Here is a 17,399-nt window from a genome sequence, read left to right as displayed (position 1 = left end):
GACGACCCCCTGCGGGAGAGTCCCGGGCTGGTCCCGGGGCGCCGAAGGAGCAACCCTCCCCGGAATCTCTCAGGCACCCGTACCGCTCGGGGTAGGCAACTCTGGAAAGCAGGCACGCCCGCCAGGCGCGCCTCACCGACGGTGCAAGCCCTCATGGGGGTGAAGCTCTCAGGTCGCCATGACAGAGGGGGAGATCCGGCACTCGCCCGCGCCCAGGCGCCGGTCTCCATAGCCCTCGGGAGGCACCTTCCATGACCGACCTGTCAGCTCCGCCGTTCTCGACCCGGCACATCGGCCCGTCCGAATCCGAGCAGCAGCGCATGCTCGAGGCCGTGGGTTTCGAGTCCGTGGCCGACCTGGTGGCGGTGGCCGTCCCCGAGTCCATCAGGATCAAGGACCGGCTCTCGCTGCCCGCCGCGGCCAGTGAGACCGAGGTCATCGCCGAACTGCGGGCCATCGCGGGCCGCAACCGGGTGCTCACCTCGATGATCGGCCTGGGCTACCACGACACGATCACCCCGGCGGTGATCCGCCGCAACCTGCTGGAGAACCCAGGCTGGTACACCGCCTACACCCCCTACCAGCCGGAGATCTCGCAGGGCCGCCTGGAGGCGCTGCTCAACTTCCAGACCGTCGTCTCCGACCTGACCGGGCTCGACGTCGCCGGCGCCTCCCTGCTCGACGAGAGCACGGCCGCCGCCGAGGCGATGACGCTGGCCAGGCGCGCGGGCAAGTCCAAGAGCGACGTGTTCGTCGTCGACGCCGACGCGCTGCCCCAGACCAAGGCGGTGCTGGCCACCCGCGCCGAGCCGCTGGGCATCACGCTGGTCGAGGACGCGCTCGACGGTGAGCTGCCCGAGTGCTTCGGCGTGCTCGTCCAATACCCGGGTGCCTCCGGCCGGCTGCGTGACTTCCGCGCGGTGGCCGAGCGGGCGCACGCCGCGGGCGCGCTGGTCGTGGCCGCCGCCGACCTGCTCGCGCTGACCCTGGTCACCGCGCCGGGCGAGCTCGGCGCCGACATCGCGATCGGCTCCTCGCAGCGCTTCGGTGTGCCGTTCGGCTTCGGCGGGCCGCACGCCGCCTACATGTCCGTACGCGAAGGACTGCAGCGGCAGATGCCCGGCCGCCTCGTCGGGGTCTCGGTCGACGCCGACGGCGCGCCCGCCTACCGGCTGGCCCTGCAGACCCGCGAACAGCACATCAGACGGGAGAAGGCCACCAGCAACATCTGCACCGCGCAGGTCCTGCTGGCCGTCATCGCCGGCATGTACGCCGTCTACCACGGGCCGGAGGGGCTGCGCCGCATCGCCGGCCGCGTACACCGGCACGCCGCCGCGCTGGCCGAGTGCCTGCGCCGCGGCGGTGTCGAGGTCGTACACCGGGAGTTCTTCGACACCGTGCTGGCCAGGGTGCCCGGCCGGGCCGCCGACGTCGTCCGGCAGGCCGCCGAGCGCGGCGTCAACGTGTGGCAGGCCGACGCCGACCACGTCTCCATCGCCTGCGACGAGAAGACCACGGCGGCCGACCTCGAGCAGGTCGCCGCCGCCTTCGGCGTCAGCGGGCCGGTGGCCGGCCTCCTCGCCGACGAAGGGCTGGACACGCTGCCGGCCGCGCTGACGCGGGAGTCCGGCTACCTCACCCACCCCGTCTTCCACAGCCACCACTCCGAGACCGCGATGCTGCGCTACCTGCGCAGGCTCCAGGACAAGGACATCGCCCTCGACCGGTCCATGATCCCGCTCGGCTCCTGCACGATGAAGCTCAACGCCACCACCGAGATGGAGCCCATCACCTGGCCGGAGTTCGCCGGGATCCACCCCTTCGCGCCCGACGGGCAGGCCGCGGGCTACCACCACCTCATCGAGACCCTGGAGGAATGGCTGGCCGAGGTGACCGGCTACGACGCGGTCTCCATCCAGCCGAACGCCGGGTCCCAGGGGGAGTTCGCCGGGCTGCTCGCGATCCGGGCCTACCACCGCGACCACGGCGACGAGCACCGCGACATCTGCCTCATCCCGTCCTCCGCGCACGGCACGAACGCGGCCAGCGCCGTCATGGCCGGCATGCGCGTCGTGGTCGTGGCCTGCGACTCCGAGGGCAACGTGGACCTGGCCGACCTCGACGCCAAGATCGACAAGCACCGCGACGCGCTGGCCGCGATCATGCTCACCTACCCGTCGACGCACGGCGTCTTCGAGGAGACGATCACCGAGGTCTGCGCCAAGGTGCACGACGCGGGCGGCCAGGTCTACGTCGACGGGGCCAACCTCAACGCGCTGGTCGGGCTGGCCAAGCCGGGCGAGTTCGGCGCCGACGTCTCGCACCTCAACCTGCACAAGACCTTCTGCATCCCGCACGGTGGCGGCGGCCCCGGCGTCGGCCCGGTCGCGGTCCGCGGCCACCTGGCCGCCTACCTGCCGGGCCACCCGCTGCGCCCCGGCTCACCGGTCGGCGCGGTCTCCGCGGCCCCGTACGGCTCGGCGGGCATCCTGCCGATCTCCTGGGCGTACGTCAGGATGATGGGCGGCGACGGCCTGGCCGCGGCCACCGAGCAGGCGATCCTGTCGGCCAACTACCTCGCCCGGCGGCTGGCCCCGCACTACCCGGTGCTCTACACCGGGCGCGGCGGCCTGGTGGCCCACGAGTGCATCGTCGACCTGCGGCAGATCACCAAGGAGACCGGCGTCACGGTCGACGACGTGGCCAAGCGGCTCATCGACTACGGCTTCCACGCCCCGACCATGTCCTTCCCGGTCGCCGGCACGCTGATGATCGAGCCGACCGAGAGCGAGGACCTGGCCGAGCTCGACCGGTTCGTCGACGCGATGGTGGCCATCAGGGGCGAGATCGCGCGGGTCGCCTCGGGCGCCTACGACCGGGCCGACAACCCGCTGCGCAACGCCCCTCACACCGCCGAGGCCGTCGCGGCCGACGAGTGGGCCCATCCCTACAGCCGTACCGAGGCGGTCTACCCGCTGCCGTCGCTGCGGGAGGGCAAGTACTGGGTGCCGGTGCGGCGCATCGACCAGGCTTACGGCGACCGCAACCTGGTCTGCTCCTGCCCGCCGCTGGAGGCGTACGAGGACTGACCTGGTTTGTCGCGTCCGCGACGGCTCCGGTCGTTACGTCCGCAACTGAGCTGGCTGTCGCGTTCGCGACTGATCCGGCTGTCGCGTCCGTGACTGACCCGCACGTCGCGTTCGCGGGACCGTGGCCTTCTCCGCCGCGTAACCGTGGCCCTCTCCGTCCGCTGTGCTCGGACGGGGAGGGCTACGTCCGTTTTCTGGGATTTTTTCCCGCCACCCAGGCTGAACGTGGCCAGTGAGAAGACATGATCACCGGAACTCGTTAGGCTCTGTCCGACCGTCGCCTAAGGAGCTCTCTTGACGTTCTCAGAGCTGCAGGTCCCGCCTCTCGACACCGCTCGCCGCCTGGCCGAGCACGGTGACCTCGACGGCGCGGCGGCCATACTCAGCGAGCTGGCCGCCGACCCCGAGGAGCCCGACCGGGCGCAGGCCGCCGTGGGCCTGGCCGTGGTGCTCGACGAGCGCGGCGACCCGGAGGGGGCCCGGGCGGCCGCCCGGGTCGCGCTGGCCACCGGACATCCGGAGTTCGCCGCTCAGGCGGCCTGTCACCTCGCGCAGGGCTTCGAGCGCGAGGGCCGCGCCGAGCAGGCCAGGGGGGCGTGGCAGGCGGTCCTGGGCGTCGGCACGGCCGCCTACGTCCCGCTGGCGCGTCTCGCCCTGGCCCGGCTGGCCGTGCTGGCCGGCGACTACGACGAGGCGGAGAACGAACTGCGGGCCGCGCTGGCCGCCGCCGGGCCGGACGACGTGGGCGCGCACGCCGCGCAGCAACTGGCCGAGCTGCTGCTGGAGCGGGGCGAGCCGGGGGAGGCGGCCGAGGTGCTGCTGGAGGCGCTCGAGGTGGCCCCCCAGGACGACGTGGCCCGGCTGCGGGTGCAGCTCGGCATCGCGCACCTGGAGCTCGCCTGCGCGGAGTTCGCGGGGGCGGTGGAGGACGGCGGTGACGCGCCGACGAGCGGGCTGGCCATCGAGCTGCTGGCCAGGACCCTGCCGCTGCGTGGCCGCGTCGACGACGCGGGCCGCGTCTGGACGTACGGGCTGGAGCACGAGGACGAGACGCTGGCCGCGGAGGTCCGTCTGCGCTACGACCGCGACACCTGACCGACCTCCCCGCCCCGCGAGCGTCTCCAGGACGCCCGCGAGCGCCTTCAGGACGCCCGCGCCCGCCTGCCGCTCCATCCGCCGGCGCTACGCCGTCGGTGAGGTCTCCCTCGCCGACCTCGCCACCGACCGGTCAGTCCGCCGCCAACGGCTCCGTGTGGGTCCGGGCTTCCTGAGTGGCCGCCCAGGAGGCGAGCAGGCGCAGGCCCTCCTCGGAGGGTGAGCCGGGTTCGGCGGTGTAGATGGTGATGGTGAGGCTGGGGTCGGCGACCATCTGCAAACCCTCGAAGGCGAGGGTGAGCTTTCCGACGATGGCGTGGTTGAAGCGTTTGGTTCCGGTGCCGTGCCGGCGGACGTTGTGCGCGCCCCAGCGGGTGCGGAACTCATCGCTGCGGGTCGACAGTTCGCCGACGAGGTCGTGGAGCTCTTTGTCGTGGGGGTTGCGGCCGGCTTCTGTGCGCAGCATGGCCACGCACATGTCCGCGAAGGGACCCCAGTCCGGGTAGAAGCGATGGGAGGCCGGGTCGAGGAACGCGAACCGGGCCAGATTCTCCTGATTGGCCGGGGAGGCGTACAGGTCGGCGAAGAACGCGCGGGCGAACTGGTTGACGGCGAGCACGTCCATGCGGCTGTTCTGCACGAAGGCGGGTCCGGCGGTGATCGCGTCCAGCGTCCACTGCAGGCTGCGATGGAGCGTCTGCGGCCGGGCGGCGCGGCGCCGGGGGCGGGTGAGGACGTCCGAGCCGTCGGCGGTCTGGGCCAGGTGCAGGAGGTGGGCGCGCTCGGCGTCGTCGAGCCGCAGGGCGCGGGCGAGGGCTTCGAGCACCGCCGCGGAGGCGCCGGCGAGGTTGCCTCGTTCGAGCTTGGCGTAGTACTCGGCGCTCAGATCGGCAAGGGCCGCGACCTCACTGCGGCGCAGACCGGGGACGCGCCGCCGGGATCCGGCGATCAGGCCGGCCTGCTCCGGGGTGATCTTAGCTCGCCGCGAAGTGAGGAACTCGCGGACCTCGTCACGATTGTCCACAGCTCGACCGTACGGCGTCATCGCCAAGCGAGGGATGTACTGGGAGTACACCTCTCGCTGGTAACTCGTAACCACCGCAGAATGCCGGTTAGGTGGATTGCGGCGGAATCCTGCGCCTTCGGTACGACCGGGCGGCAGCCGCATATCAGACGCCTAACCACGTAAAGGAAACTTTGATGCGCGGAGCAGTGATCCACGGCCCCGGCGATGTGCGCTTCGAGACCCTGGAGGACCCGAAGATCCTCAAGCCGACCGACGCGATCATCCGGACGGCCGTCACCTGTGTGTGCGGCTCGGACCTGTGGTCCTACCGCGGCCTGGAGCCGGCCCAGGAGGCTCACCCGATGGGTCACGAGTACGTGGGCTTCGTGGAGGAGGTCGGCAGCCAGGTCACCGCGGTCCGGCCCGATCAGTTCGTCGTCGGCTCCTTCGCCACCTCGGACAACACGTGTGCGAACTGCCGCAACGGCTTCCAGTCCAGCTGCCTGAACCGCGAGTTCATGAGCACCTGCCAGGCCGAGTACATACGCATCCCCAACGCGCAGGGCACCCTGGTCGCCACCGACCAGGTGCCGGACGAGCAGCTGCGGCCCGGCCTGCTGGCCGTCTCCGACGTCATGGGCACCGGCTGGTACGCCGCCGACGCCGCCGAGGTCAAGCCCGGTTCGACCGCCGTGGTGGTCGGTGACGGCGCGGTCGGCCTGTGCGCGGTCATCGCCGCCAAGGAGATGGGCGCGGAACGGATCATCGCGATGAGCCGCCACGAGCCCCGGCAGCAGCTGGCCAGGGAGTTCGGCGCCACCGACATCGTCACCGAGCGCGGCGAGGAGGGCATCGCCCGGATCAAGGAGCTGACCGGCGGCATCGGCGCCGACGCGGTCCTGGAGTGCGTGGGTACCGCCGAGGCCATGCGGCAGGCCCTGCACTCGGCGCGGCCCGGCGGGAACGTCGGCTTCGTCGGCGTCCCCCACGAGGTCGCCGTCGACGGGCAGGAGCTGTTCTTCTCCCACGTCGGCCTGCGTGGCGGCCCCGCCCCCGTACGCCGCTACCTGCCCGACCTGATCGACCACGTCCTGTCGGGGCGGATCAACCCCGGGAAGGTCTTCGACCTCACCCTGCCGCTGGAGCAGGTCGCCGAGGGCTACAAGGCCATGGACGAGCGCCGCGCCATCAAGACCCTCCTCAAGCCCTGACCCCGTGCGTCAGCGGACATGTGCGCGCATGGCCGAATGACAGCCCGGTAGCGACCTTCGCCCAGCCTCCCTCCCGTCGACCTCGCGAGGAAAGCAAGAACGATGCCAGAGACCACAACGCCGTCCAAGCCTGTAGCGGGGCGATTTCTGCCGCCCCTGCTGCTCTTGCTGACGGTGTTCGGGCCGATCTCGATGGACCTGTACCTGCCCGCGCTGCCGGCACTGACGGTCGAACTCGGTGCCGCGACCTCCATCGCGCAGTTGACCGTCACCGCGTGCCTGATCGGGCTGGCCGCCGGGCAGTTGATCGCAGGACCGATCTCGGATCAGTTCGGGCGGCGAGGGATCCTCCGCCTCGGCGTCACCGCGTACATCGTCACCTCCGCGCTCTGCGCGATCAGCCCCAGCGTCGAGGTGCTCATCATCGCCCGGCTCGTGCAAGGCCTCACCGGCGGGGTCGGAATCGTCATTGCTCAGGCCGCGGGCCGCGACGTCCACTCCGGCGGCGAGCTGATCCGCTTCTACGGCCGGCTCACCGTGGTCGGAGCGTGCGCCGCGATCGTCGGCCCGCTGCTGGGCGGGCTGCTCACCGCGCTCGTCGACTGGCGTGGCCTGTTCGTGGTCCTCGCGGTCATCGGCGCCGGCATCCTGATCGCCACCCTGCTCATCTACACGGAGACACTTCCGGCCGACCATCGTGTCCGAGGCGGATTCGCCCAGACCATGCGCGACTACCGTACGCTGCTCGCCGACCGGGTCTTCCTCGGAGCCCTCCTCAACCAGGGCTTCCTCTGGGCCGCCGTGTTCGCCTATCTCGCCGGCGCCACGTACGTCCTGCAGAACGTCTACGGACTTTCCCCGCAGTGGTACGCGGCCGCCTTCGGACTCAACTCAGCCGGCTTCGCGTTCTTCGGGTGGCTCGGCGGCCGCGGCGCCGAACGATGGAGCATCACCGGCACCCTCGCCATCGGCATCCTCGTCGCCGGCGGCGGTGCCGCCGGGCTCCTCACTTCCGGCCTCACCCCGATGCCACTCTGGGTGGTCATCGCGTCCTTGTTCTTCCTGGCCGGCGGCGTGGCGATCTCCTCCGCACCCGCCAGCACCCTCGCTCTGGCGGATTACCCGCGGATGGCGGGAACAGCGTCCTCCCTGCTCGGCACGGTCAGGTACGGCTTCGGCGGTGTGGCCGCCCCGTTCGTCGGCATCGCGGGCGCCGCCAGCATCCTCCCGCTAGGCGTCGTCACCGTCGTCGCCGTCCTCCTCGGCGCGAGCGCCTGCCTCCTCTTCGCCCGCCGACACGCGCCTGCCGCGGCCACCATGGTCGGGACGGCCGAAACGACTGCGATGGCCGAAACGACCGCACCTTCATGAACGCGGTGACCCAAACGCGCGGCGCGACTGCTACGTCGCCGTTCCGGAGCCCCGCGGTTGCGGCTGGGCGGGCAACCAGCACGCCCACCACCGTTCGGGGCACGCCGGCGCGACTCACGTTCACAGTTCGGGGACGGTCAGCCGCGGCGCATGATGGCGGCCGCCGCCGCGACGTTGATCAGGACGATGGCGAACCAGGCGATGGCCAAGCCGAGCCCGCCTCCGCGGGACGCCGCGATGGCCGTCAGTGGGATGCCGATGCCCATCGACCCCAGCGCGATCGGGATCATGGCCGCCCCCGGGCTCTTGGACCTGGCCGGGACGGGACCGGCGCCGTGGGCCTGGAGCTCGGCGCGCACCCGGGCGGCGATCGTGGCGTCGAGCCGCTCCACGAACGACTCGACCAGGGCGGCTTCGTATTCGGGGCCGAGGTCGCGGCGGGCGTCGAGCGTCGCCTGCAGGTCCTCGCGGATGGGGCGCATGTCTGGCATGAGGCTCATCATCGCGGCTGCGCGGCGCGCCGTCATCAACCCTGAGGGCCATGGTGAACTCATCCCCAGGTACGGTTCTGACATGCGGATCATGACCCCGCGCGGCCCGGCGCAGGTCGACTTCGACGAGGTGGAGCGGCCCCGGCTGCTGCTGGTGCTGACGCACGGGTCGGCCGGGGGAGTGGACGCGCCCGATCTGCTGGCGGTCCGCGACGCGGCGCTGAACGTGGGGGCCGTGGTGGCCAGGGTGACGCAGCCGTTCCGGCTCGCCGGGGCGCGGGCGCCGGGCTCGGCCGTACGGCAGGACGAGGCGTGGGAGGTCGTCCTGGGAGAGCTGCGGGCGCGCTGGCCGGGGCTGCCGCTGGTGCAGGGCGGCCGGAGCAACGGGGCCAGGGTGGCCTGCCGTACGGCCGAGGTGGTCGGCGCGGTGGCGGTGGTGGCGCTGGCGTTCCCGCTGCACCCGCCGGGCAGGCCCGAGAAGTCGAGGGCCGGCGAGCTGCGCGAGGCGGGCGTGGACGTGCTGGTGGTCAATGGGGACCGGGATCCGTTCGGCGTGCCCGACGCTGCCGACGCGGCACGCCTGGTTGTGCTGCCGGGCGAGGGGCACGACCTGAAAAAGGACCCCGCCCGGGTGGGCGAGGTGGTCGCCGAGTGGATCGTCGGCTATGGGGCGCCGGTGAGCGGGTAGCGGCTCAGGCGGCGCCGACGAGCGGATCCGGGCGGTGCGGAGCGATGGCGGTGCCGCCAGGCAGGAGCTCCCCGGTGTCCTCGAAAAGGACGACGCCGTTGCAGAGGAGGCTCCACCCCTGCTCGGGGTGGCAGGCGAGGGTACGTGCGGCCTCGCGGTCGGGCGCCTCGGCTGCCGGACAGGCCGGGTCGTGCGGGCACATCGGCGTGCCTCCGATATCTCGTGAATGGCTCCCGCGGGTAGGAAAGGGGCGGGAACAGCGTGGGTGTTGTCTTTCTTTCAGTGTGCGGCGTATGTCACACGTTCGGACATAGTCCGTTAGGACTGTTACAGGAGGATGCGAAAGTGTGACCTTCGACACAGCGTGCCTTATACAGGATAACGGTCCAAGCTCGACACGCCCACTAGCTTTGCAAGCCCTTCAGCAAGGCGTCGAGACCACGCTCGAAGTCGACGTCGGCGCGTTCGTCGCGCCTGGTCCACTCGTCGACCTCGGGGTCGGCCCAGCCTGACTGCTGGACCTCGACCGCCACGCTGCCGAACACGAAGGCCCGCAGTGCTCGTACGGCCTCCGGCGCGTCGTTCAGGCCCGCGTCGGCGAGTTGCTCCGTCTGCTCCCTGATGGCCAGCGCGGTGCCGCCCTTGGGCGGTTTGGTCAGCGCGAGCGCCAGGACGCCGGGGTGCTCGCGCAGCAGCTCGCGACCGGCCCGGCACCACGCCCTGGCCGTGTCCTGCCAGGTGGGACCCTGCTCCACGTGGACGGCGGTGACATGCTCGGCCAGCGCGTCCATCAGCGCTTCCTTGCCACGGGGCAGATGATGGTAGATGGCCATGGCCTCCACCTGCAGGGCGTCGCCGAGCCTGCGCATCGTCAGGCGCCTGAGCCCTTGGGAGTCGGCGATGTGGAGGGCGGCATCGATGATGCGCTCGCGGGAGAGGGGAACCGGCGGTCTCTTGGCGGGCATGGAGATCATCTTACTATGTAAAGGGCGCGGCGCGGGTCCGATTATGGAGCGTGTCGCGGTCGGGCGTACCCTGGTCGCCTGATAGGAGCCGATTGGGATGAGGGGCAGAGTCGATGGCGTTTTTCCGGCCGCGGGTGAGCCGCGAGGCTGAGGTCCGCTACCACGCGGACGTGGAGATCTCCAAGAGCTACCCCGAGCTGCTCGACAAGGCCAGGCTGGCTGAGGGGACGCTGCGCGACCTGCGAGCCGCCGCCGCGGACGAGCTCGAGTTGCTGGCCGCCGGAGTGGCGTTCGACAAGGCGCTCAGCGAGGCGCTGCGGGCGGCCGAGAGCGGGCAGCGGGCCACGTTCGGGGTCAAGGCCTATGACGACCGCATCGCCCGCCGCAAGGCCAAGGCGACGCCCGCGGGGGCCACGTGGACCGCCGAGGTCGATCGGCTGCGTACGTTGCGCGAGGACAACCGGCTGTGGGGGATCCCGCGCGTGCCACGCCCGGTGCCCGCCGTCCGTTAGCCTTCCGACTCTTTCCCGGGTGGTTCGTCACGCGACCGTCTCGATCTCTGTGACGGTCCGTCGTGGCTGGGGTCCCTCAGGAGTCGGGGGAGAGGGCGAAGGCGGTCCGCTGGAGACATGACGAAGCCCCGGCACGAGGAGTGCCGGGGCTTCGTCGCGGATCAGCTGGCCCAGTCGAGCAAGGGGCGGGTATTGCTCGGGTGGCGCAGCTTCGAAAGCGATTCCTTCTCGAGCTGGCGGATGCGCTCCCGGGTCAGGCCCAGGTGCTTGCCGATCTCGTCGAGTGTGTGCGGTTTGCCATCGACCAGGCCGAAGCGCAGGGCCATGATCTTCGCCTCACGCGGCGTGAGGTTGCCGAGCACGCCGCGCAGCTGGTCGCCCAGCAGCTGGCGGTCGACGATCTCCGACGCCTCGGGGGAGTCGACGTCCTCGATGAGGTCGCCGATCGTGGTCTCGCCGTCCTCGCCGATCGTCGCGTTGAGCGAGATGGGCTGGCGGCTGGTGCGCAGCAGCTCTTCGATCTGGTCAGGGGTCTTGTCGAGCTCGATCCCCAGCTCCTCGGGCGTGGGCTCGCGGCCCAGCCTCTGGTGCATGTCGCGCTCGATGCGCGACAGCTTGGAGAGCATCTCCAGCACATGTACGGGCAGGCGGATCGTCCGGGCCGAGTCGGCGAAGCCGCGCTGTATGGCCTGCCTGATCCACCACATGGCGTACGTGGAGAACTTGAAGCCCTTGGTGTAGTCGAACTTCTCCACGGCCCTGATCAGGCCCAGGTTGCCCTCCTGGACCACGTCGAGCAGGGACATGCCGCGGTCGGTGTACTTCTTGGCGACCGAGACGACCAGCCGGAGGTTGGCCTCCAGCATGTGGTCCTTGGCCGCCCTGCCGTCCTCGATGACCAGTTCGAGGTCGTCACGGGCGGCGGGGGACAGGTCCGGGTCGGTCTCCAGCTTGTACTCGGCGTACAGGCCGGCCTCGATCCGCCTGGCCAGCTCGACCTCCTGTGCGGCGGTGAGCAGCGTACGGCGGCCGATCGACTTGAGGTAGGTGTGGACCGAGTCGCCCATGACCGACTGGTTGTCGTCGAGGTCGATCGTTTCGGACTCCAGCTCGGCGTCGTCCGGGGCCGTGGCGTCCGGGCCCAGCGCGAGCTCGTCGGGGGCGTCCTCATCCTGTGCGGCGGATTCCGTCTTTGGCTCCGCGGCCTTCGAGCGGGTAGAGTTCGCTCGCTTGGTCGTGGTCTTCGTCGTGGTTTTGCGGGTGGCCTTGCGCGAGGGCGCCCGCCCGAGGGACGGCTCGTCCTCGGCGGCGAGACTGACACCCGCCTCGGTGAGCTCGCGCAGGATCGACCGGCCGTCCGAGGGGCTGATGCCGGCTTCGGCGAACGCGTCACGCAGCTCCGCCAAGGAGAGGTGACCCTGAGCTCGCCCTCGGTCAATCAGCTGGTCGAGGGTCGTGGGTGGGGTCGCCACGGCGGTTCGGGGCATGAGGACACCTCCTCCATACGGAGTCGAATTCGATCAGACCAAGATTGTGGTGGGGCGGCTGCGGCCGCTCGGCGCACCAGTATCAATAACGCCGTTCAGCGTTATTTGTTCCCGGAGGGACAAAAAAGGGGGCGGACCGCCCTAAAGGTGACCCACCCCACACGCGAGGAGCGTCACTCCCCGGTGGTGAACTCGCCTGGCTTCACCTCGGGCATCGGCATGGGCTGGGCGTCCTCCATGCGCTTGTCCGTCCAATACTCGATGACCTTCTGCGGGTCAGGGTTGAGCTCCTTGGACACGACGCTGCCGTCACTCGGCGCGGGCGAGACGGTCAGCTCCGAAAGCTGATCGTTCTGGACGGACGGCGGCTGGGCGGACGGTTCCTTCTCCACCACTGCTCTGGTCTCCCTGCCGACCCTCTCGAGCCTGCCCGCCGAGGCGGCCGCCGCGACTGAGACTCCGCCGACGAGGATCACACCGACGACCGCCGCGGATGCCCACATCTTGCGGGTCTGGTTCATGAAGGCTCCCTCCTTGCTCTCCTCCATAAGACGCACCCGCAACTCATCAGGTTCCTGTCCTAAGGCTAACGAGATCCGTTTTACCATTCGCTAGCAGCGGCAAACGGGACATCAGTCGCAGTTGGCGCGGCGCGGCGTAGGCGGGGAGCCGGTCGGCGGAGTAGGCGCGGAGCTGGTCCAGCGTGGGCGGGCCCGCGGGGTCGGCGGGCACCACGACGGCCACCACGATCTCGCCCCATTCGGGGTCCGGCCGGCCGATCACGGCCACGTCGGCCACCTCGGGGTGGCCGCCGAGCACCTCGGCCACCGAGGCGGCCACCACCTTCTCGCCGCCGGTGTTGATGACGTCGTCGGCCCTGCCCAGCACGCGCAGCCTGCCTCCGGTCAGCTCGCCCAGGTCGGAGGTGACGTACCAGTCGCCGTCGAAGGGGGCGGGCTCGCCGAAGCGGTAGCCGGAGAAGAGCACCGGCCCGGCGACGCGGATGCGCCCGTCGTCGCCGATTTTGAGATCTACATTGTAAAGGGGCTGGCCGTCGTACACGCAGCCGCCGCTCGTCTCGCTCATCCCGTACGTCGTGAACACCCGAGCACCGAGCGCCCGAGCCTCGGCGACCAGGCCGGCCCGCGGGGCGGCGCCGCCGAGCACGATGGAGCGGAACACCGACAGGTCGGCGTTCAGCTCGACCAGCCGGTGGAGCTGGGTCGGCACCAGCGACACGTGTTCGGCGCCCGAGGTGAGCACCTCGTGGGGGTCGAAGCGCGGGTGGATGATCGGCTCGCTCTCGCAGAGCAGGGCGCGGACCAGCACTTGCAAGCCGGACACGTGGGAGGGCGGCAGGCAGCACAGCCAGCGCTCGCCCTTGACCGCCTCCAGACGGCGCAGTGAGGAGGCCGCCGAGGTGCGCAACGCGCTGGCCGACAGCATCACGCCCTTGGGCGCTCCCGTGCTGCCGCTGGTGGCGATGACCACCGCCACGTCGTGGGGCACGCCCTGGCCGTCGTCCTGGCGGACGCCGTTGACGTGCGTCGGGCGGAGCGCGCCGGCGGCGCTTCCGGCGGGCAGGGGGAGGATCGCCGGGCCGTCGCCGGACAGGGCGGCACGGATCGCCGCGAAGAGCTCGGGCCCTGGAGGTCCGACCACGGCGTGCAACGGCCGGTCCGGATGCGACGGCTTCCTCAACATGCTCGTAAGGTTAATGGCGACAGGTCGGTCAGCGGTGCAGGGAGGGTCGTGACGCGTTCTCCCGTGCAATTCCGGGCTCCCGTCGTCTTCCGGGTCGCGATGCGCACCCGTTTCCGTGGTCAGACCGTCAGAGAAGGCGTTCTGCTGCACGGTCCGGCCGGTTGGGGCGAGTTCTCGCCGTTCCCCGAGTACGGTCCGCGCGAGTGCGCCCGCTGGCTGGCGTGCGCCCGCGAGGCCGCCTTCGAGGGCTGGCCGGAGCCGGTGCGCGACAGTGTGCCGGTCAACGCGACCGTGCCCGCCGTGGCCGCCGAGCAGGCCTTCGAGCTCGTACGCGGGTCGGGCTGCGCCACGGCGAAGGTCAAGGTGGCCGAGCGGGGTCAGACGTTCGCCGAGGACCTGGCCCGGGTGGAGGCGGTGCGTGACGCGCTCGGCCCGGCGGGCAGGCTGCGCGTCGACGCCAACGGCGCCTGGGAGGTCGGCGAGGCCGTACGCCACCTGAAGGAGCTCGACCGCTTCGACCTGGAATACGCCGAGCAGCCGTGTGCCACGCTCGAGGAGCTGGCGGCGGTGCGGCGGGCGGTCGACGTGCCGATCGCGGCCGATGAGTCGATCCGGCGCGCCGAGGACCCGCTGCGGGTCAGGGCCGCGGAGGCGGCCGACATCGCGGTGGTGAAGGCGCAGCCGCTCGGCGGGGTGCGTAACGCGTTGCGGGTGGTGGAGGCGTGCGGGCTGCCGGCGGTGGTGTCGAGCGCGGTGGAGACCTCGGTGGGGCTGGCGGCGGGGCTCGCGCTGGCCGCGGCGCTGCCGGAGCTGCCGTACGCGTGCGGGCTGGGCACGATGCCGCTGCTCACGGGTGATGTGGTGGACGATTCGCTGGTGCCCGTGGACGGGCGGCTGGCCGTGCGACGTCCTGCGGTGAATTTTCAGCTTTTGTCGGCATTTGAGATTGAATCTCCGTCGTGGCTTCGCCGGATGCAGGAGGCGTCACTGTGAACCCCGCTACCGCGCTGGCCACGGTCCTGGTCGACGAGCTGGTGCGCTGCGGCCTCACCGACGTCGTGATCGCGCCCGGCTCGCGCTCGGCCCCCCTGGCGCTGGCGTTGCACGCCGAGTCGCGGGTGCGGCTGCACGTGCGCATCGACGAGCGGTCGGCCTCCTTCCTGGCGCTCGGGCTGGCCAGGCGTGCCGAGCGGCCGGTCGCGCTGATCTGCTCGTCCGGCACGGCCGCCGCCAACTTCCATCCGGCCGTTGTCGAGGCGAGCGAGTCGGGCGTCCCGCTGCTCGTGCTCACCGCCGACCGCCCGCCCGAGCTGCGTGGCACCGGCGCGAATCAGACGATCGACCAGATCAAGCTGTACAGCTCGGCGGTGCGCTGGTTCGCCGAGGTCGGCGTGCCCGAGGACCGGCCGGGGCAGGTGGCCTACTGGCGGTCGCTGGCCTGCCGGGCCTACCAGCGCGCCGCCGGGCCCGCCGCTCCGGGGCCGGTGCACCTGAACCTGGCCTTCAGGGAGCCGCTGATCCCCGACGGCGACACCTCGTGGTGTGAGTCGCTCGACGGCGACGCCAACGGCCCCTGGGTGCGCGCCCGCGTCGCGCCGCCGCCCATCGCCCTGCACATCCCGCCGACCAGGCGCGGCGTGCTGGTGGTCGGCGACGGCGCCGCGAACGTCCGCCGCTACGTCGCCGCGGCCGGCATGGCGGGCTGGCCGGTGGTGTCGGAGCCGAACGGCGGCGGACGCTACGGCGACCACGCCGTGTCCACCTACCACTATCTGCTCGGCACGCCCGAGTTCGCCGACGCGCACCGCCCCGACGTGGTGGTCACGCTCGGCCGTCCCGGGCTGTCGCGGCCGCTGCTGTCGTGGCTGCGGCGGGCCGGGGAGCACATCGTGGTCGCCACCGACCTCGATCGCTGGCCCGATCCGACCCGGTCGGCGACGCAGGTGGCGCAGGCGGTGGAGATCCCGGTCGCCTCGGGTGACGACACGTGGCTGCACGCCTGGCGGCAGGCCGATCAGGCGGCCAGATCGGCCATCGACGAGGTGCTCGACGCCTCGGGCACCAGCGAGCCCCGGCTGGCCCGCGACCTGGTCGACGCGATGCCGAACGGGGCGCTGCTGTTCTGCGGCTCCTCGATGCCGATCCGCGACCTGGACCAGGCGATGCGCCCCCGGCGGGGGCTGCGGCTGCTGGCCAACCGGGGCGCGTCGGGTATCGACGGGCTGGTGTCGTCGGCGATGGGGGCGGCGCTGGCGCACAACGGGCCGTCGTACGCGCTCATGGGCGACCTGTCGTTCCTGCACGACCAGAACGGCCTCATCCTGGGTCCCCGGGAGCCGCGGCCGGACCTGTGCCTCGTGGTGGTGAACAACGACGGTGGCGGCATCTTCTCGTTGTTGCCGCAGGCTGCGGTCAGGGATCCGTTCGAGCGGGTCTTCGGTACGCCGCACGGCGTCGATCTCGGTTATGTGGCCGCTTCGACGGGCACCCCGTACCAGCTGGTGGAGGATCTGTCCGACCTGCCCAAGGCGCTGCGGGGAGAGGGGCCGCGCCTGGTGGAGGTGCGTACGGACCGGGAGGCGAACGCCGTGGTGCACGCCCGGCTGCGCGAGGCCGCTCATGCCGCGGTCCGGGACTGTATGACCTGATCCGTCAGGTGGGTGATTCCCGGTGATTTGGCCGGTCTTCGCGTATCCTGCGGCTGTGGGATCCGAGTCTCCTACGGCGGTGGACACCGAGCTGGCTCATGTGCGCGCCGTGGCGGCGGCGCCAACGGTATCGGGGCGGGGGGTCGCGGAGGCGTTCGTCGCTCTGGCCGACACGCTGGTCACCGGTTCCGACGCGGCCGACTTCATGGGTCTGCTCGCCGAACGTTGCGTGGAGCTGCTGGGTGTGGACGCCGCAGGGCTGCTGGTGACCGATCAGCCTGGGGAGCTGCGGCTGATGGCCGCCTCCGGCGAGCGGGCCCGGTCACTGGAGCTGTTCCAGCTGCGGTACGCGCAGGGGCCCTGCCTCGACTGCGTCGGCGGCGGCGAGGTCGTGCACTGCCCGGACACGGACGGCGCCGAAGCGCGCCGGAGGTGGCCGCGCTTCGCCCAGCAGGCCCGCCACCATGGGTTCGCCGCGGTGAGCGCGCTGCCCATGCGGGTGCGCGAGGAGGTGATCGGCGCGCTCCCTGGGGCGCCGTTAGTCCTATAGGGGTTTGTACGGCGGCGGGTCTGTGGGGAACTGGCGGTTGAGCCCGGTGATCAGGAGTAGCCGGTCGATCTGCGGTGGGACCCCGGACAGCAGCAACGGTATGGCGTTGCGCCGCGCGTGGTCCTGAATGCTCACCAGAGCGCCCAAGCCGGCCGCGTCGATGAACGACAGCCCGCTCAGCTCCATGACGACCTCGTCGATCTTCCGGTGTCCGTTGGAGGTCTCCCTCAGGATGTCGAGCAGGTGGTCACGCAGCACCGATGTGGTGGCGATGTCCAGCTCCCCGGAGACGTGCACGATAACTTTCGCCCCCTGACGGTTCGTCGTCAGGTGCAGTGGCTCCATGCGCTCGGCTCCCCTGTTGTGTTCCCACACTGGAACATCTGCCGACTGTGGGAGCCTTCTGGGGTATGCCCGGCCGCCAACTTCGACACCTGACGTGGCGCGGGGTCCGGACGCCACGAGGAATCGCAAATGCGATTTGCACCAGATGTGTGGATCATCACTTTGTGTAACTGTGTGCTTCCAGAACGAAGTGTACAAGTCCTTTGGCGCTCGTAGGGTCAAGAGCTGTGATATGAG

At 71.1% G+C, this 17,399-nt stretch carries 17 protein-coding genes and 1 riboswitch; of the genes, 9 read left to right on the top strand and 8 right to left on the bottom strand.

Features of this window, described 5'->3' with window-relative positions:
- Positions 1-2 precede the first annotated feature (2 nt).
- Positions 3-95, top strand: a riboswitch (glycine riboswitch).
- 156 nt (positions 96-251) lie between these two features.
- Positions 252-3,089 carry an aminomethyl-transferring glycine dehydrogenase gene (gene gcvP, locus AB0C30_RS37610; protein WP_357952998.1) on the top strand — a complete coding sequence of 946 codons (2,838 nt, stop codon included), beginning with the start codon at positions 252-254 and terminating at the stop codon, positions 3,087-3,089.
- Between the two features lie 294 nt (positions 3,090-3,383).
- Positions 3,384-4,184, top strand: a complete 801-nt coding sequence (locus tag AB0C30_RS37605; protein WP_357952996.1) for a tetratricopeptide repeat protein — start codon at positions 3,384-3,386, stop codon at positions 4,182-4,184.
- A 133-nt stretch (positions 4,185-4,317) separates the two neighbouring features.
- On the opposite strand, the gene AB0C30_RS37600 is transcribed toward AB0C30_RS37605, so the two are convergent.
- Complete coding sequence (locus AB0C30_RS37600; RefSeq protein ID WP_357952994.1) at positions 4,318-5,208, bottom strand: helix-turn-helix transcriptional regulator; 891 nt, start codon at positions 5,206-5,208, stop codon at positions 4,318-4,320.
- A 176-nt stretch (positions 5,209-5,384) separates the two neighbouring features.
- Between AB0C30_RS37600 and AB0C30_RS37595 the strand changes: the two genes are divergently transcribed.
- Both AB0C30_RS37595 and AB0C30_RS37590 read left to right on the top strand, forming a co-directional pair.
- Positions 5,385-6,401, top strand: a complete 1,017-nt coding sequence (locus tag AB0C30_RS37595; RefSeq protein WP_357952992.1) for a zinc-dependent alcohol dehydrogenase family protein — start codon at positions 5,385-5,387, stop codon at positions 6,399-6,401.
- A 102-nt stretch (positions 6,402-6,503) separates the two neighbouring features.
- Positions 6,504-7,772, top strand: coding sequence for a multidrug effflux MFS transporter (locus AB0C30_RS37590; RefSeq protein WP_357952989.1), 1,269 nt, complete (start codon positions 6,504-6,506; stop codon positions 7,770-7,772).
- Positions 7,773-7,909: 137 nt separating this feature from the next.
- Here AB0C30_RS37590 and AB0C30_RS37585 read toward each other — a convergent pair whose 3' ends face one another.
- Positions 7,910-8,263 (bottom strand): hypothetical protein, encoded by a 354-nt coding sequence (locus AB0C30_RS37585; RefSeq protein WP_357952987.1) that lies wholly within the window; start codon positions 8,261-8,263, stop codon positions 7,910-7,912.
- An 82-nt stretch (positions 8,264-8,345) separates the two neighbouring features.
- On the opposite strand from AB0C30_RS37585, the gene AB0C30_RS37580 reads away from it, so the two are divergent.
- On the top strand, positions 8,346-8,951 hold the full coding sequence (locus tag AB0C30_RS37580; protein WP_357952985.1) for an alpha/beta family hydrolase: 606 nt from the start codon (positions 8,346-8,348) through the stop codon (positions 8,949-8,951).
- 4 nt (positions 8,952-8,955) lie between these two features.
- Here AB0C30_RS37580 and AB0C30_RS37575 read toward each other — a convergent pair whose 3' ends face one another.
- Both AB0C30_RS37575 and AB0C30_RS37570 read right to left on the bottom strand, forming a co-directional pair.
- Complete coding sequence (locus AB0C30_RS37575) at positions 8,956-9,153, bottom strand: DUF5999 family protein (RefSeq protein WP_214634349.1); 198 nt, start codon at positions 9,151-9,153, stop codon at positions 8,956-8,958.
- A 202-nt stretch (positions 9,154-9,355) separates the two neighbouring features.
- The gene (locus AB0C30_RS37570) at positions 9,356-9,916 is read right to left on the bottom strand and encodes a TetR family transcriptional regulator (protein WP_357645222.1); all 561 of its coding nucleotides are present in this window, start codon (positions 9,914-9,916) and stop codon (positions 9,356-9,358) included.
- Positions 9,917-10,029: 113 nt separating this feature from the next.
- Between AB0C30_RS37570 and AB0C30_RS37565 the strand changes: the two genes are divergently transcribed.
- Complete coding sequence (locus AB0C30_RS37565) at positions 10,030-10,428, top strand: hypothetical protein (protein ID WP_357952983.1); 399 nt, start codon at positions 10,030-10,032, stop codon at positions 10,426-10,428.
- A gap of 161 nt (positions 10,429-10,589) precedes the next feature.
- On the opposite strand, the gene AB0C30_RS37560 is transcribed toward AB0C30_RS37565, so the two are convergent.
- From AB0C30_RS37560 to AB0C30_RS37550, 3 genes are all read right to left on the bottom strand, one after another.
- Positions 10,590-11,915 (bottom strand): sigma-70 family RNA polymerase sigma factor, encoded by a 1,326-nt coding sequence (locus tag AB0C30_RS37560; RefSeq protein WP_357952981.1) that lies wholly within the window; start codon positions 11,913-11,915, stop codon positions 10,590-10,592.
- A gap of 173 nt (positions 11,916-12,088) precedes the next feature.
- A complete protein-coding gene (locus AB0C30_RS37555) occupies positions 12,089-12,436 on the bottom strand; it encodes a hypothetical protein (RefSeq protein WP_357952980.1) in 348 nt (115 codons plus the stop codon).
- 46 nt (positions 12,437-12,482) lie between these two features.
- Positions 12,483-13,619 carry an AMP-binding protein gene (locus AB0C30_RS37550; RefSeq protein ID WP_357952978.1) on the bottom strand — a complete coding sequence of 379 codons (1,137 nt, stop codon included), beginning with the start codon at positions 13,617-13,619 and terminating at the stop codon, positions 12,483-12,485.
- 48 nt (positions 13,620-13,667) lie between these two features.
- Between AB0C30_RS37550 and AB0C30_RS37545 the strand changes: the two genes are divergently transcribed.
- Genes AB0C30_RS37545 through AB0C30_RS37535 form a run of 3 tightly spaced genes read left to right on the top strand, consistent with a single transcriptional unit; the run spans position 13,668 to position 16,817 of the window.
- On the top strand, positions 13,668-14,612 hold the full coding sequence (locus AB0C30_RS37545; RefSeq protein WP_357952976.1) for an o-succinylbenzoate synthase: 945 nt from the start codon (positions 13,668-13,670) through the stop codon (positions 14,610-14,612).
- A complete protein-coding gene (gene menD, locus AB0C30_RS37540; protein ID WP_357952974.1) occupies positions 14,609-16,267 on the top strand; it encodes a 2-succinyl-5-enolpyruvyl-6-hydroxy-3-cyclohexene-1-carboxylic-acid synthase in 1,659 nt (552 codons plus the stop codon). The genes AB0C30_RS37545 and menD overlap by 4 nt, the downstream gene beginning before the upstream one ends.
- A gap of 55 nt (positions 16,268-16,322) precedes the next feature.
- A complete protein-coding gene (locus tag AB0C30_RS37535; RefSeq protein WP_357952972.1) occupies positions 16,323-16,817 on the top strand; it encodes a GAF domain-containing protein in 495 nt (164 codons plus the stop codon).
- On the opposite strand, the gene AB0C30_RS37530 is transcribed toward AB0C30_RS37535, so the two are convergent.
- Positions 16,812-17,162, bottom strand: coding sequence for an STAS domain-containing protein (locus AB0C30_RS37530; RefSeq protein WP_357952970.1), 351 nt, complete (start codon positions 17,160-17,162; stop codon positions 16,812-16,814). The genes AB0C30_RS37535 and AB0C30_RS37530 overlap by 6 nt on opposite strands.
- Positions 17,163-17,399: the final 237 nt, after the last annotated feature.

Origin of the sequence: Nonomuraea sp. NPDC048901 (assembly GCF_040649695.1) — a bacterium.
Classification (GTDB): Bacteria; Actinomycetota; Actinomycetes; order Streptosporangiales; family Streptosporangiaceae; genus Nonomuraea.
This window is presented reverse-complemented; position numbering and strand designations above follow the sequence as displayed.